13 protein-coding genes are annotated in these 14,387 nt (G+C 68.2%); 7 read left to right on the top strand and 6 right to left on the bottom strand.

What is annotated here, in order from left to right; all coding sequences use genetic code 11:
* Window positions 1-45: 45 nt before the first annotated feature.
* The 7 genes from A7U43_RS05480 (at window position 46) to A7U43_RS05510 (ending at window position 8,408) form a co-directional block, all read left to right on the top strand.
* Entirely contained in the window at window positions 46-1,212 is a 1,167-nt protein-coding gene (locus tag A7U43_RS05480) for an acyl-CoA dehydrogenase family protein (RefSeq protein WP_067992077.1), read from the top strand.
* Window positions 1,213-1,347: 135 nt separating this feature from the next.
* Window positions 1,348-2,619, top strand: a complete 1,272-nt coding sequence (mdo, locus tag A7U43_RS05485) for an NDMA-dependent methanol dehydrogenase (RefSeq protein ID WP_067992081.1) — start codon at window positions 1,348-1,350, stop codon at window positions 2,617-2,619.
* A 78-nt stretch (window positions 2,620-2,697) separates the two neighbouring features.
* Complete coding sequence (locus A7U43_RS05490) at window positions 2,698-3,669, top strand: AAA family ATPase (RefSeq protein WP_156525852.1); 972 nt, start codon at window positions 2,698-2,700, stop codon at window positions 3,667-3,669.
* Window positions 3,666-5,159 carry a MadC family VWA domain-containing protein gene (gene madC, locus A7U43_RS05495; protein ID WP_067992085.1) on the top strand — a complete coding sequence of 498 codons (1,494 nt, stop codon included), beginning with the start codon at window positions 3,666-3,668 and terminating at the stop codon, window positions 5,157-5,159. Before A7U43_RS05490 ends, madC begins: the two co-directional genes overlap by 4 nt.
* 122 nt (window positions 5,160-5,281) lie before the next feature.
* Window positions 5,282-6,436, top strand: a complete 1,155-nt coding sequence (locus A7U43_RS05500) for an iron-containing alcohol dehydrogenase (RefSeq protein WP_067992087.1) — start codon at window positions 5,282-5,284, stop codon at window positions 6,434-6,436.
* A gap of 11 nt (window positions 6,437-6,447) precedes the next feature.
* Entirely contained in the window at window positions 6,448-7,776 is a 1,329-nt protein-coding gene (locus A7U43_RS05505; RefSeq protein WP_067992090.1) for a MadS family sensor histidine kinase, read from the top strand.
* The gene (locus A7U43_RS05510; RefSeq protein WP_067992094.1) at window positions 7,773-8,408 is read left to right on the top strand and encodes a MadR family response regulator transcription factor; all 636 of its coding nucleotides are present in this window, start codon (window positions 7,773-7,775) and stop codon (window positions 8,406-8,408) included. The genes A7U43_RS05505 and A7U43_RS05510 overlap by 4 nt, the downstream gene beginning before the upstream one ends.
* Here the strand turns inward: A7U43_RS05510 and mftM are convergent.
* From mftM to A7U43_RS05540, 6 genes are all read right to left on the bottom strand, one after another.
* Window positions 8,405-9,274 (bottom strand): mycofactocin oligosaccharide methyltransferase MftM, encoded by an 870-nt coding sequence (gene mftM / locus A7U43_RS05515; RefSeq protein WP_067992096.1) that lies wholly within the window; start codon window positions 9,272-9,274, stop codon window positions 8,405-8,407. The genes A7U43_RS05510 and mftM overlap by 4 nt on opposite strands.
* Before the next feature lie 96 nt (window positions 9,275-9,370).
* Entirely contained in the window at window positions 9,371-10,042 is a 672-nt protein-coding gene (locus A7U43_RS05520; RefSeq protein WP_067992099.1) for a class I SAM-dependent methyltransferase, read from the bottom strand.
* 20 nt (window positions 10,043-10,062) lie between these two features.
* Window positions 10,063-11,544 carry a glutamate-cysteine ligase family protein gene (locus A7U43_RS05525; protein ID WP_067992101.1) on the bottom strand — a complete coding sequence of 494 codons (1,482 nt, stop codon included), beginning with the start codon at window positions 11,542-11,544 and terminating at the stop codon, window positions 10,063-10,065.
* A 10-nt stretch (window positions 11,545-11,554) separates the two neighbouring features.
* Window positions 11,555-12,271: a class I SAM-dependent methyltransferase gene (locus A7U43_RS05530; protein ID WP_068001976.1), complete on the bottom strand. Its 717-nt coding sequence runs from the start codon at window positions 12,269-12,271 to the stop codon at window positions 11,555-11,557.
* 28 nt (window positions 12,272-12,299) lie between these two features.
* On the bottom strand, window positions 12,300-13,625 hold the full coding sequence (locus A7U43_RS05535; protein WP_067992103.1) for an MFS transporter: 1,326 nt from the start codon (window positions 13,623-13,625) through the stop codon (window positions 12,300-12,302).
* 61 nt (window positions 13,626-13,686) lie between these two features.
* Window positions 13,687-14,370 (bottom strand): hypothetical protein, encoded by a 684-nt coding sequence (locus A7U43_RS05540; RefSeq protein ID WP_067992106.1) that lies wholly within the window; start codon window positions 14,368-14,370, stop codon window positions 13,687-13,689.
* Between the last annotated feature and the right edge of the window lie 17 nt (window positions 14,371-14,387).

Consider the following 14,387-nt stretch of genomic DNA (forward strand, 5'->3'; position numbering starts at 1 on the left):
GCGCTCGCCGGCAACCACCGGTGGCCGTCCTTCTAGTCTGAGTCGATGGCCCCGCTCAGCGATGAAGAGACCTTCCTGATCCAGACGGTGCGCGACTTCGTCGACCGGGAGGTCAAACCGAGCGTGCAGCAGGTCGAGCACGCGAACGAGTACCCCGAACGCTGGATCGAGCAGATGAAGCGGATCGGGATCTACGGGCTCGCGGTGCCGGAGGCCTACGGCGGCTCCCCGGTCTCCATGCCCTGCTACGCGCAGGTCACTCAGGAACTCGCGCGCGGTTGGATGAGCCTGGCCGGCGCGATGGGTGGGCACACCGTGGTGGCCAAACTGCTGACCCTGTTCGGCACCGACGAGCAGAAGCAGACCTACCTGCCGCGGATGGCCACCGGGGAGATCCGCGCCACCATGGCACTCACCGAACCCGGCGGCGGCTCCGATCTGCAGGCCATGACCACCGTCGCCAAGACCGACGGCGCGGACCTGGTCATCTCCGGCGCCAAGACCTGGATCTCCAATGCCCGTCGCTCGGATCTCATTGCGCTGCTGTGTAAGACGGACCCGAGCGCCGAACCCAAGCACCGGGGCATCTCCATCGTGCTCGTCGAGCACGGCCCGGGCCTGACCGTCTCGCGTGATCTGCCCAAGCTCGGGTACAAGGGTGTCGAATCCTGCGAGCTGTCCTTCGACAACTACCGCATCCCGGCGACCGCCATCCTCGGCGCCGCCCCGGGCCGGGGTTTCGCACAGATGATGAAGGGCTTGGAGACCGGTCGCATCCAGGTCGCGTCGCGGGCGTTGGGGGTGGCCACCGCGGCCCTGGAGGACTCGCTGGCCTACGCCCAGCAGCGCGAGAGCTTCGGCACACCTATCTGGCGCCACCAGGCAATAGGCAACTACCTGGCCGATATGGCCACCAAACTCACCGCCGCCCGCCAACTGACCTGGTATGCGGCCGAAAAATACGACAGCGCCGCCGAGAACGAGGGGGAGCGCTGCGATATGGAGGCCGGCATGGCCAAACTGTTCGCCTCCGAGGTGGCGATGGAGATCGCGCTCAACGCGGTCCGCATCCACGGCGGCTACGGCTACTCGACCGAATACGACGTGGAGCGCTACTTCCGCGACGCGCCGCTGATGATCGTCGGTGAGGGCACCAACGAGATCCAGCGCAACGTCATCGCTGCCCAGTTGGTGGCCCGCGGCGGGCTGTGACACCTGCCCGATCGGGCAGTTTCGCGGTTCCAGACGGCGGGTAACGACCGAAGCGCATTGTGACGCGGGCCACGTGGGTCCACGGTGGTGTCCAGGAGGGTGTTCCGCCCGTCCGATACCCCGAGGAGTCGACCGATGGCCATTGAGCTGAACCAGATTTGGGACTTTCCGATCAAGGAGTTCCATCCCTTCCCGCGCGCACTGCTCGGTGTGGGCGCGCACGACATCATCGGCGTGGAAGCCAAGAACCTCGGCTTCAAACGCACCCTGCTGATGACCACCGGCCTGCGCGGCTCGGGGATCATCGAGGAACTCACCGGCAAGATCGAGTACCAGGGTGTGGAGGTCGTGCTCTACGACAAGGTGGAGTCCAACCCCAAGGACTACAACGTCATGGAGGCCGCCGCCCTCTACCAGCAGGAGAAATGCGACAGCATCATCTCCATCGGCGGCGGCTCCAGCCATGACGCCGCCAAGGGCGCCCGTGTGGTGATCGCCCACGACGGCCGCAACATCAACGAGTTCGAGGGCTTCGCCAAGTCCACCAACAAGCAGAACCCGCCGCATATCGCGGTATCCACCACGGCCGGAACGGGTTCGGAGACGTCGTGGGCCTACGTCATCACCGACACCTCGGATATGGATCATCCGCACAAGTGGGTCGGTTTCGACGAGGCCACCATCGTCACCCTGGCCATCGACGACCCGCTGTTGTACTACACCTGCCCGCAGCACTTCACCGCCTACTGCGGTTTCGACGTGCTCGCCCACGGCAGCGAACCGTTCGTGTCCCGCCTGGATTTCGCCCCGTCACTCGGAAACGCCCTGTACTCGGTGGAACTCGTCGCCAAGCATCTGCGCGAGGCCGTGTTCGAGCCGCGTAACCTCAAGGCGCGCGAGGGCATGATGAATGCCCAGTACATCGCCGGGCAGGCGTTCAACTCCGGCGGCCTGGGCATCGTGCACTCGATCAGCCACGCCGTCAGCGCGTTCTTCGACAGCCACCACGGCCTGAACAACGCCATCGCGCTGCCCCGGGTGTGGGAGTACAACCTGCCCTCGCGCTACGAGCGGTACGCGCAGCTGGCCACCGCGATGGGTGTCGACACCCGCAACATGACCACGGTGCAGGCCGCCGACGCCGCCGTCGAAGCGGCCATCCGGCTCTCGCAGGACGTCGGCATCCCGGACAACTTCTCCGCCGTGCGCACCGACTCGTACGAGAAGAACCGGATGAACACCGGGAAGTACTCCGGTCGCGGTGACGTGATCTCCGGTGACGACAAGACGGTGCTGGCGATCTCGGAGCACATCCAGGGCGACTGGTGCACACCGGGCAACCCGCGCGAGGTGACCGTCGGCTCGATGATCCCGGTCGTCGGCCACGCGATCAACGAAACCTACTGACCCAGTTCCGGTGTCACGGCAGGGGCGCTCCGCCCACCTCGGTACGCCCCTGCCGTGCCACCTCACCCGGAGGCCGCCGTGACCACTGCCCACATCCCCGTCCGTGACGAGCCGATGACGTTCGCCACCGCGGCGCAACTCGCGGATTCGCTGCGCGAGCAGGACTACGTCGTCGACGACGAGCTGGCCACGGTGGTGCACCTGGCCACCGCACTGGACCGCCCCCTGCTGCTGGAGGGTCCTGCCGGTGTCGGCAAGACCGAACTGGCCAAGGCGCTGGCCGCGGCGGGCGGGCGGCGGCTGATCCGGCTGCAATGCTACGAGGGGCTTGACGACAACCGGGTGCTCTACGAGTGGGACTACGCCAAACAGCTGCTGCACGTGCAGATGATGCGGGACAAGGCGATCGAGGCGGCCGATCTCTACACCGAGGAATTCCTTTCGGTGCGTCCACTGCTGGAATCGGTGCTCTCCGAGCAGCCGGTGGTGCTGCTCATCGACGAGGTGGACCGCACCGAAGAGGCGATGGAGGCGTTGCTGCTGGAGGTGCTGGCCGAGCGTCAGGTCACCATCCCCGAAATCGGCACGTTCACCGCGCGTTCGGTGCCGTGGGTGGTGCTCACCTCCAATGACACCCGGGAGCTGTCCGCCGCCCTCAAGCGCCGGTGCCTGCACTACCACCTGGGTTTCCCCACCCCGCAACGGGAACGCGAGATCGTGGCGGTGCGGGCACCCCAGGTGGAGCCGGCAATCGTCGCCGACGTCGTCGAACTCGCGCGCACGTTGAGGGATCTGCCGCTGCGGAAGAGCCCGTCGATCTCCGAGGTGATCGACGGAGCCAGAGCGGCGGCGCTGCTCGGACACAACGTCAACGACGCGGTGCTGCTCTCCACGCTGGTGAAGTTCACCAGTGACCGCGATATCGCGTTGCGCCACCTCACCGATGTGCCCACAGCGGCCGCCGAAACCGTGTCCCCGCAACGGGTCACGGTCGCTGCACGGCCTGCCAACACGACGACCTCGGCGTTCCGGGGACGGGGAGGACGGTGAACGCCGCACAGATCCTGGACGGGGTCGCCGCGGCGTTCGGGGCGCTGCTGCGGCGCGCCGGGGTCGCCGCCTCACCGGCCGAGGTGATCGAGGTGCGCCGGGTGCTCGGGCTGCTCGGCGCTGCCGACCACCGTGGCCTGCGCGCCGCGCTGCGGGCCACCTGCGCGAAATATCAACGCGAACAACTCGGTTTCGACCGCGCCTTCGACGCCATGTTCGGCCCCCGCGGCGCGGCGGATCAGGAACAGGGGGCGGGCCCGAGTCGTGCGCACACCGGCTCGGGCCTGCCCGACCAACTCGACGTGGACGAGGACCTGGAGATCGGCAGGTACGCGGAGTACAACGAGCGGGCCGCCGAGGTCGGTGAGCACTTCGACACCCCGGCAGCGGACAAAGGCTTCAACCCGCACAAGGACGATGACGATTTCAGTGTGACCGGTGCCGACGACCAGTTGACGGTGTCCGCCGAGGCCGACGCCGGCCGCCGGGGCATGCGCTACACCGTCGAGGTGGACCGGGCCACCTCCAGCGTGGCCGGTGACCTCGCCGACTCGGTGGCACCCGTGGTGGCCGGTTCGCTGAGTTTCGAGCACCCGGACTCCATCCTGGCGTGGCTGGACGCCTACGACCCGACCCGCACCTACGGCGACACCGGCGAGGACCCGCTCACCGCCGAGCAGCTCAGTCAGTTGACGCAGGCGGTCGAGGGGTTCGTCGCGGCGCTGGCCCAGCGCAGCGGCCTGACCGCCGACGGTACGAGCCCGGACGCCGGTGCCGAGATGGAACCGGCCGCCGATGTCGACCTGGCCTGCCACGAGATCCTGCGCCGGATGCGGGGAGCGCCGCGGCCCCGCCCCCGCGAGCGTGGCCGTGGCCGCCTGGATATGCGGCGCACCGTCCGGGCCGGTATGCGCACCGACGGCGTGCCCTTCCGGCTGATCACCAAGACCCCGGTACCGGACCGGATCAGGCTGCTCGTCATCGCGGACGTGTCCCTGTCGGTGCGTCCGGTGACCGCGTTCACGCTGCGACTGGCCCAGGCCATGCACCGCCGTGCCCACCGATGCCGGGTGATGGCATTCGTCGATCGCCCCGTCGATGTCACCGAGATTCTGCTGCGGGGCGGCGGCGACGATGCCCTGGCCTCGGTGCTGGCCGAGGGGCAGCTCGATCTGCAGGCCAGCAGCGACTACGGGCAGGTGTTCGATGAGATGCTGCGCGGGCAGGCCGACGCCCTGGATTCGCGCACCGCGGTGCTCATCGTCGGGGACGGACGCAGCGGCGGCCTACCCGCCGGCGTCGAGCGGCTCCGGGAGCTGCGGCGCCGGGTGCACCGGCTGGCCTGGGTGACCCCCGAACCGCACCGGTACTGGCGGCAGGCCACCTGTGCCATGCCGGACTACGCCCAGGTGTGTGATCGCGTCGTGGTGGCCGCCGACGCCGCCGCCCTGTCGGCGCGCGCGGCGGAACTGGCGCACGCGCTGTCCTGAGCGATCCGCGACGACCTACCCGATCGGGTAGGTCGAAACCTGCCCACCTGCACATTGGCGGTACTCCGCCGGCCACGTAGGGTGGGGATGTTACGTGGATCACATCGCAGGGAGGTGGTGTCATGCCCACTCGGCTGCTCAAATTCCACGCTCCCGAGATCGTCTTCGGTATCGACTCGATGGCCGAGGCGGCGCACGCGGCGCTGCGGTTGGGTGGTCAGCGTCCGCTGCTGGTCACCGATCCCGGCCTGATCGAAGCGGGTTGGGTCGACGAGCTGGTCGGACATCTGCGCGATCAGGGCGTGCAGGCGCACGTGTGGAGCGCACTGACGCCCAATCCCAAGGACCACGAGATCACCGCCGGGCACGAGTTCTACCGCTCGCACGGCTGCGATGTGCTGATCGCGCTGGGAGGTGGCTCGGTCATCGACGCCGCGAAGGGAATCGCGGTGCTCTCGGCCAACGGCGGCGACATCCTCGACTACGCCGGGGTGGACAAGGCGACCATGCCGATTCCGCCCCTTGTGGTGTTGCCCTCGACCTCGGGCACCGGCGCCGATGTCTCGCAGTTCTGCATCGTCACCGACACCATCCGTAACACCAAGGTCACCATCCTGGGACGCGCGCTGGTACCCGATATCACCGTCATCGACCCGCGCCTGCTCACCACCATGCCGGAGTGGCTCAATGCCGCAACGGGTTTGGACGCGCTGACGCACGGGATCGAGGCCTTCGTGTCACTCGGTCACAATCAGCTCACCGATCATCACGCGCTGCGCGCGGTGGTGATGGTGAGCGAGAACCTGGTCACGACCATCGAAGCGCCCCGCGAGATGGGCGCCCGGGTACTGATGGCCCAGGCCGCGCTGGAGGCCGGACTCGCCTTCACCAACGCCATTCTGGGTGCCGCGCACGCGATGAGCCATCAGGTCGGCGGGTTGCTCGATCTGCCGCACGGGGTGATCAACGGTGTGCTGCTGCCGCATGTGGTCCGGTTCAATGCCGAAGCCGACCCGGCTCCGTTCGCGACCATCGCCGCCAGTCTCGGCATCGCCGACAAGCGCGCTCCCGAGCTGGAATCCGCCCTGGCCCTTGCCGATCACCTACAGGAGCTAGCCCGCACGGTCGGTGTGCCGCGCGGCTTGGCCGATCTCGGCGTGCAGGATTCCGACGTTGCGGTGCTGGCCAGAAACGCCATGGCCGACGCGTGCATCACGACCAATCCCCGGGCGGCGGACGAGGCGCAGCTGCAGGCGCTGTTCCGGGCCGCGCTGTGAGAGCCCAGCCGATGCGCCGCCCCGCACCCGATCTGGAGCGCCTCACCGGGGTGCGCTCCGGCAAGCCGACGTTCTACCCCGAGTTCCGGGTGGCCGCGCAGCGCACCGAACGCGTCATCGCGGCGCTGGACGCGATCTCGCGGGCGCTGGTCCAGACCGTGAACGGTCCGGAGAAGCTGGTGCGGGCGGCCGCCGAGGCGGCCCGGGTGCATCTGGGCGCCGAATGGGTGCTGCTGGCGCTCGCCGACGGGGCGCTGCCGGAGGCCCGGCCCCGTCACCTCATCCTGGATGCCGAGGGCAGTCCGTATTCGTTCGAGGGTCTCTCCGGGACCAAGCACCCGGTACCGCACCTGCCCGACGCGGTGCTCAACCGGCTCAACGACATCCTGCGCGGCCAGCTGGCCCAGTTCCGGTTGCCGGTGATCGAACCCCACCACGCCCACGTGCCGATCGAGCTCGACGGTGGCGTGATCGGCGCCTTCGCGGCGTGGACGCCCACCCACCGCACCCTGGACGGTACCGACGAGACGGTGATGCGGATCCTGTCCAGCCAGACCGCTGTCGCTCTGCACAACTGCGAACTGTTCCAGCGGTCGCAGGCGTTGCTGGCCCAGTCGCAGGCGCGCAACGCCGAGCTGCAGGCCACCCAACGTGAACTCGGTGCCGCCCAACGACATCAGGTACTCGACAACGAGCGCCACCGCATCGCCCGCGAATTGCATGACAGCGTCACCCAGACCGTGTTGTCGGCCGGAATGCAGATCGAGGTGTGCCGCAGCGAGATCGGGGCGGCCGGCGGCAACGCCGACCTCGTCGAACGCCTCGACATGGCCAAGACGCTCACCCGTTCGGCGACCGAGCAGCTGCGGTCGGCGATCTATGCGCTCAACCATCCCGAGGATGCCGGCCGCTCCAGCCTGCCGGAGCTGCTGGCCCAGCTGGCCACCGTGCACATGCCCGAGGATCTGCGCGTCACACTCAAAGTCGAAGGGCCGGTGGCCGAGTTACCCAGTGCCGTCGAGCATGCGTTGTTGCGGGTGGCCGGCGAGGCACTGTTCAATACGGCGATGCACGGCAACGGAAGCCGGGCGATCCTGCGGCTGCAGTATCGGGCCGCGGCCGTCACGTTGTCCATCGCCGACGACGGCTGCGGCGACCCGGAGAAGCTGCGGCTGATGCTCAGGTTGGCCGACGCCACCGATGTCGACGGTCACCACCGCGGCCTGGCCAATATGCTCGCCCGTTGCCGCGAGCACGGTGGATCGCTGACGGTGCATCGCTCCCGGATCGGCGGGGTCCGCGTGGTTGCGACCATTCCCAGGGAGGGGAACCCACGATGACGATCCAACTGGCCCTGGTCGACGACCACGCCATCCTGCGACAGGGACTGCGCTCGTTGCTGGAGCGCGAGGACGATTTGACGGTCGTCGGGGAGGCCTCCACCGAACCGGAAGCCGAGGCGATGGTGTCGGCGGTGCACCCCGATGTCGTCCTGCTGGATCTCAAGCTCTCGGCCGGCTCCGATTTCGAGGGACTGTCGTTGTGCACCAAGCTTTCCGCCGCGCACCCCGAGCTGGGCCTGCTGGTGTTGACGACGTTCCTCGACGAGGACCTGGTGGTCCGTGCCGTGCATGCCGGGGCCCGCGGGTATGTGGTCAAGGACGTGGACACCACCGAACTGGTCCGGGCGATCCGGGCCATTTCGGCGGGGGAGAGCGCCTTCGATTCGCGCAGCGCGGCCGCGGTGGTGCGCTCGCTGAGCGGCCGCACCCAACCACGTGAACAACTGACCGATCGTGAGCTGGAGGTGCTGCGGCTACTGGCGACCGGGCTGTCCAACAGCAAGATCGGCGAGAAGCTGTTCATCTCCGCGACGACCGCGAAATTCCACGTCAGCAACATCATGCGCAAACTCGAGGTGAGCCGCCGCGCTGAAGCGGTGTACGCGGCCAGTAAACGCGGGCTGATCTAGACCCTGTCCAACACCAGCCAGCCACCGTGATACTCGAAGACGTTGGCGCGCATCCCGGTACAACGAGCGCCCAGCTCACGCAGGATGGCCAGATCAAACGTGCGGACGTGTCCGTAGCAGGCCTGCGGTTCTTGCTCGAACGGCACCGCCACCACCACGCGGCGACGGGCCAGCCGGACGGCCTCGAAGAGCACGGCATCGCCGGTGCCGGGATCGAGGTGCTCCAGCAGGTGCAGGGCGGTGACGGTATCGGCGGCACCGTCGGGACGCGGCACTCGCGCGGCGTCGCAGGCGACGGTGCGCAACGGCCGCTCCAGTCGTGCGCTCACCCGCGCCAACAGATCCATCGTCGGCGCGCTCAGGTCGGTCGCGGTCACCTCATGCCCGAGCCGGCTCATGCGGAGCGGGAAGAATCCGAAACACGAACCCAGATCCAGCAGCCACGGCCCGGTCACCAGTTCGGCGGCGCGTTGGTGCACCGCCGCGAAGCTGCTCCGGCCCGATTCCAGCAGCCCCAGTGAGTTGCGGTAGAAGCGCGTCCAGGCCGCCAGCCCACCCGGCACGGTGGTGCGCACCACCCCGGTGAACACCGACTCGAAGTCCTGCTGTCCGAGCAGAATCCCGTCCAGTTGCTCGGTGAGCAGAACGGCCAGGGTGTCCGACAGTTCGTCGGGAGTCAGGTCGTGCTCGACGGTCAGGGTGCCGTCGCGGCGAATGGCGCGGAACCGCGGTGTGTGCAACGCGCCCGAACGTTCGGTGGGTGGGCCGCTGCGGCGTCGCACCCGAACGCCGGGCCCACGCCACACGCCGCCGGACAACGGGCCCAGCGGGTCCACCTCGGCCGGCCGGAGGGCGGTGACTGTCATGGTAGACAACGCTATTGGGCATGGACCGGTCGGCGCGCGAGCCGAACGGGTGGTAGTTCACTGCCCGATCGGCCAGTGTCGCGGCCGTTCGCGACGCTACTTGTGGGCGGTCAGCAGGAAGGCCGGTAGCATCATCCGGCCCTTCCCGTCGTGATCGTGCGGCGGCATCTCGAACGGGGCACCCGGCCCCGATGGCATATTGGCATGGATGAAGGCGGGCCGGATGTCGTCGACGGTCCAGTGCGCGGCCACGGCATCGCGCAGTTCGTACTCGCTGACGGCGTTGGGCGTGTTCTCCAGCGCGGCGGGAAACGCGCCGTCGGCGAACACCAGCACGTAGTAGCGGGCGCCCGGAGCGGCCGCGCGCTGCACGGCATGCAGGTAGTCGTGCCGGACATCCACCGGCAGCGAATGGAACAGGGTGGAGTCGACGACGGTGTTGAACCTGCCGTCGTAGCCGGTGAACGACGTGATATCGGCCTGGGCAAAGCTGGCAGTGCGCAGATTACGTTGCTGTGCTGCACGATTCGCCACGGCGATGGCGGTCGGCGAAATATCCAGACCGACCACGGTGTAACCGTCCGAGGCCAGCGACAGTGACAGTTCGGCATGTCCGCAGCCGGCGTCGAGGACATCGCTGCGTATCTTGCCCGCCGAGATCAGCGCCGCCAGTTCGGGTTGCGGTTCGCCGATGTTCCACGGCGGTGGACCCGGAAACTCGCTGTCATTGCGGTATGCGCTGTCCCAGTCCAGTACCTCAGATGCCATGACATCCAACGTACGCGCGCTCAGGGGTCGGGGGTCTCCCACGTGTGGACCGGTGCGTTCGTGTGCATGTGCTCGCAGTAGCGCCGCAGCATCTCGGCCAGCGCGGCGGGCCGCGCCAGGCCGCGCTGCTGCAGGGCACGCACGGTGGCGGTCTGCCAGGCGGCACCATTGCGCCCGGTCTTGGCGCGTGCCTCGATGACCCCGAGGAAGCGGTCCCGCACCTCGGCGGCGACCCCCCAGCGCCGCAGACCGTCATGGGCCAGCGGGAGCAACTCGCGCAGCACCAGCTCGTCGGCGGTCACCTCGCCCAGACCCGGCCAATACAGCCGGGCATCCATTCCGCGGCGTGCCGCGGTGAAGAAGTTATGTTGTGCCGCAGCGAAGCTCATCTTGCTCCACAGCGGTCGGTCCTCGTCGGTCAGTGCCCGCAACGTGCCGTAGTAGAACGCCGAGTTGGCGAGCATGTCGAGCACCGTCGGCCCGGCGGGCAGGACCCGGTTCTCCACGCGCAGGTGCGGCTTACCGTCCACCACGTCGTAGACGGGCCGGTTCCAGCGGTAGATGGTGCCGTTGTGCAGGCGTAACTCCGAGAGTCGCGGGGTGCGTCCGGCGGCGAGTTCGGCCATCGGGTCCTCGTCGGAGATCTCGGGCAGCAGCGCGGGGAAGTACCGCACATTCTCTTCGAACAGGTCGAAGATCGAGGTGATCCAGCGTTCGCCGAACCAGACCCGCGGGCGCACACCCTGGGTCTTGAGTTCCTCGGGGCGGGTGTCGGTGGCCTGACCGAAGAGTTCGATGCGGGTTTCGGCCCACAGCTCGTGGCCGAAGAAGTACGGGGAGTTGGCGCCCAGCGCCAGTTGCGGCCCGGCCAGCACCTGTGCGGCGTTCCAGTTCTGGGCGAATGCTGCCGGCGACACCTGCAAATGTAATTGCATACTGGTGCAGGCGGATTCAGGTGCGATATCGGCCGATTGCAGGGACAGGCGTTCGGGTCCGGCGATCTCGATGTCGATATCTTCCCCGCGGGCGGTGAAGATGGAGTCGTTGAGCGCCTGATAGCGGGTCGAGTCGCTCATCCACCCCGCCCCCAGATGCTCGGGCATGAGCGTGGGCAGGATCCCGATCATCACGATATGCGCGCCGTCCTCGGTGGCCTTGGCCTCGGCGGCGTTCAGGCTGGCCCGCACCTCGGCCTCCAGTTCCAGCGCCGACCGACCGGGCAGTGGCCGGGGCGGAACATTGAATTCGATGTTGTAGGCGCCCAGTTCGGTTTGATAGGCCGGGTCGGCGATGGAGGCCAGCACCTCCTGATTGCGCAACGCGGGCTGATAGTCGGCGTCGACCAGGTTGCACTCGATCTCCATGCCGGTCAGCGGCCGGTCGAACTCGAAACTGGACTGGGACAGCATCGTTTCGAACACGTCCAGGCACAGCTGGACCTTGCGCCGGTATTCGCGGCGCTGCGCGCGGCTGAACTCCGTGCGGGAAACCTCTTCGCCCACGGTGTCGACCCTAGCGCCGAACGGCCACCACAACCTGTGGTCTGAGCAGACCGCCGCGCAGCACGATATCCACACCGGCATGATCGGCCAGCGCCCGCAACGCCGACGGGCTGTAGCTGCGCAGTGAACTGATCAGCCCGTCGTGGACGAACGGCACGAATGGGGCCAGCGGCGCCATCGTGGCCAGCCGCAGGACATGCAGCGGCGCCGGTGGCCGGGGCAGGTCGATGATCAGCAGTTTGTCTGCGACACGGGTGCCCTCGGCGAGCACCGCTGCCGCCGTCGGCGGCGGCAGGTGGTGAAACGACAGCGCGAAGACCGCCAGCGCGAAATGAGAATCGGGCGCGTCGATGGCCGTGGCATCCATCTCCCGCACCGCCGCACGGGGATGACTGCCCAGTTCGCCGGCGGCCATCGCGGCGACCGAATCCGGTTCGATATCGGTCACGGTGACCGTCGCGGTCGGGTGAGCGTCGAGGATCAGCGCCGAGAGCGCCCCGTGCCCGGCACCGAGCTCGAGGATTCTGGGGTCCGGAACCTCGGCCACCTCGTCGAGGACCAGCTGCGCACACGCCTCGTGGTTGCCGAACACCCGGCCGGTCCACTCCAGTGCGTCGACCACGCTGCGCTTGACCGCGGGATCGATATCGGCACGGTCCAGATATTCGGGCCGGTCGGTTTCGAGCAGCCGGTCCAGACACGAGGCGTCGGGTCCACCGCGGGGCATGCGCTCCAGATCGGTCACGTCCGTCAGGCTACAAGTCGGCCAGCTCCCGGGGCTTGAGCAAAAGCGTCGCCACCACGCTGATGACCGCCGTGGCCACCAGGTAACCGCAGGCCAGCCACGGGGCGCCAGCCCCGACGGCGATGAGCGCGGTCAGGATCAGGGGCGTCAGCCCCGAGGCGTACACGCCGGAGAGCTGATAGACGGTGGACAGGCCGGTATAGCGAATCCGGGTCGGGAACAGCGAGGCGTACAGGGTGCCCTGCGCACCGTAGAACCCGGCATGGATGATGCCGAACACGATGATGATGCCGATCGCGAACGACCCCGGTGTGCCGGTGTTGAACAATGCGAACACCGGGAACACCGCCACCGCGTAGGCGGCGATACCGACGGCGTAGACCGGTCGCGGTCCGAAACGGTCGGCGAGCAGACCGGAGACCGGCAACAGCGCCGCCATCAGCAGGGCGGCCGCGGTGACGACGACCAGCACGTCGACCTTGTCCAGGTGCAGCGGGCCGGACGGGCTGGTCGCGTAGGCGATGGCGAACACACCCCAGGTGTTGAACGCCGCGCCCTCACCCCAGCGGCTCAACATCCCCAACAGGGTGGGGCGCAGCGTCGGCGGTGCGAACAGTTCGCGCAGCGGCCTCGACGCCACCTCGTCGTCACGCTTGAGCTCCACGAATGCCGGGGTCTCGGCGGCCTTGAGCCGCACCACAACACCGAACACCACCAGCACGACGCTGAACAGGAAGGCGATCCGCCAGCCGTAGGCCAGGAAGGCCTGCGCCGACATCACCGTCTGCAGCAGGGCGAACACACCGGTGCCCAGCGCCAGGCCGAGCGCGAGGCCCACCTGCGGGATGCTGCCGGCGAAGCCGCGCCGTTTCGGCGTGCTGTGTTCGACGGCGAGCAGCACCGCACCCGCCCATTCGCCGCCGAGGGCGAACCCCTGCACGATGCGCAGCGCCAGTAGCAGGATCGGGGCGAGGACGCCGATCTGTGCGGCGGTGGGCAGCAGTCCCATCAGTGCGGTGGCGCCGCCCATCAGGAACATCGTCCACGCGAGGGTGCGCTTGCGGCCGATGCGATCCCCGATGTGCCCGAAGACGAATCCGCCGATGGGCCGGACCACGAATCCGACGGCGAAGGTGGCAAAGGCCATCAGGGTGCCGACCAACGAGCTCTGGTCGGGGAAGAACGTGGTGTTGAACACCAGGCTCGCCGCGGTGGCGTACAGGAAGAAGTCGTACCACTCGATGGTGGTGCCCACCAGACTGGCCAGCAGCGCCGTGCGGACGGTGGAACGATCCGCGGCGGTCTGGGCGGGCGGCGGGCTGTCGGTGACGGTCACCGGTGCGAATATGGCGGGCTGCCGGCGCTGCCGCCAGGGTTGGACTTACCGTGATCCGAAGCTAGGCGCCCAGACCGATCCGGCACGTGCGCATGATGGGCTTCAGTTCTTCGTAGTACTGGGCGCCCAACAAGGCGTGCTGGGCGGTGTCGTCATTGCGGACCGCGAAGGCGATCTGGCCGGCCAGATCGGCCAGTCTGCCGGCATGTTCGGCGATCTCGCCGGGTGCGATCTGACGTGCCTGGTCCCGGATCGCCCGCGCGCGTTCCTCGAAGTCGCCGGGTGTCGGCCCTTGCTCGGTGGAGAAGCTCGGCATCACGAATGACTGGGCGCTCAGCGCGACCAGTGGTGCGACCTGACGGCAGGCCTTTCCGTCCACATAACTCCACGACACCGCGGCGATGATGACGGCAACAGCGAGCCCGGTGGCCAGCGTCGCCCGCGTGACCGTGCTCCGCTCGGTGTCGAAAACGACTCTGCGCCAGAGCACATGGGCACCGATGGCGGCGGCGACGGCAGCGGCGGCCAGGCCGGTCGCCTCCAGGATGCTCCCGCCCGCGGAGGTGGAGTCGAGCGCGGCGTAGGTGGCGATCGCCGACACCGCGACCAACATCAGCAGCCAGATGCCGCGGCGGCGCCCGTAGGAATCCGCGTCGCGGAACTTCATGCCGACCACGCTGCCGGCCGCGGCGAGTGCCGCGACCAGCAGCGGGATCAGAACGTCGAGATAATTACCGGTGAGCATCGTCTGGCAATGCTACG

Source organism: Mycobacterium adipatum (assembly GCF_001644575.1).
Classification (GTDB): domain Bacteria; phylum Actinomycetota; class Actinomycetes; order Mycobacteriales; family Mycobacteriaceae; genus Mycobacterium; species Mycobacterium adipatum.

Excerpts from the sequence above, each read along its gene's own strand:
- A7U43_RS05500 (WP_067992087.1), top strand. The coding sequence starts at position 5,282 with ATGCCCACTCGGCTGCTCAAATTCCACGCTCCCGAGATCGTCTTCGGT.
- A7U43_RS05480 (WP_067992077.1), top strand. The coding sequence starts at position 46 with ATGGCCCCGCTCAGCGATGAAGAGACCTTCCTGATCCAGACGGTGCGC.
- A7U43_RS05505 (WP_067992090.1), top strand. The coding sequence starts at position 6,448 with ATGCGCCGCCCCGCACCCGATCTGGAGCGCCTCACCGGGGTGCGCTCC.
- A7U43_RS05540 (WP_067992106.1), bottom strand. The coding sequence starts at position 14,370 with ATGCTCACCGGTAATTATCTCGACGTTCTGATCCCGCTGCTGGTCGCG.
- A7U43_RS05530 (WP_068001976.1), bottom strand. The coding sequence starts at position 12,271 with ATGCCCCGCGGTGGACCCGACGCCTCGTGTCTGGACCGGCTGCTCGAA.
- mftM (WP_067992096.1), bottom strand. The coding sequence starts at position 9,274 with ATGACAGTCACCGCCCTCCGGCCGGCCGAGGTGGACCCGCTGGGCCCG.
- mdo (WP_067992081.1), top strand. The coding sequence starts at position 1,348 with ATGGCCATTGAGCTGAACCAGATTTGGGACTTTCCGATCAAGGAGTTC.
- A7U43_RS05520 (WP_067992099.1), bottom strand. The coding sequence starts at position 10,042 with ATGGCATCTGAGGTACTGGACTGGGACAGCGCATACCGCAATGACAGC.
- A7U43_RS05510 (WP_067992094.1), top strand. The coding sequence starts at position 7,773 with ATGACGATCCAACTGGCCCTGGTCGACGACCACGCCATCCTGCGACAG.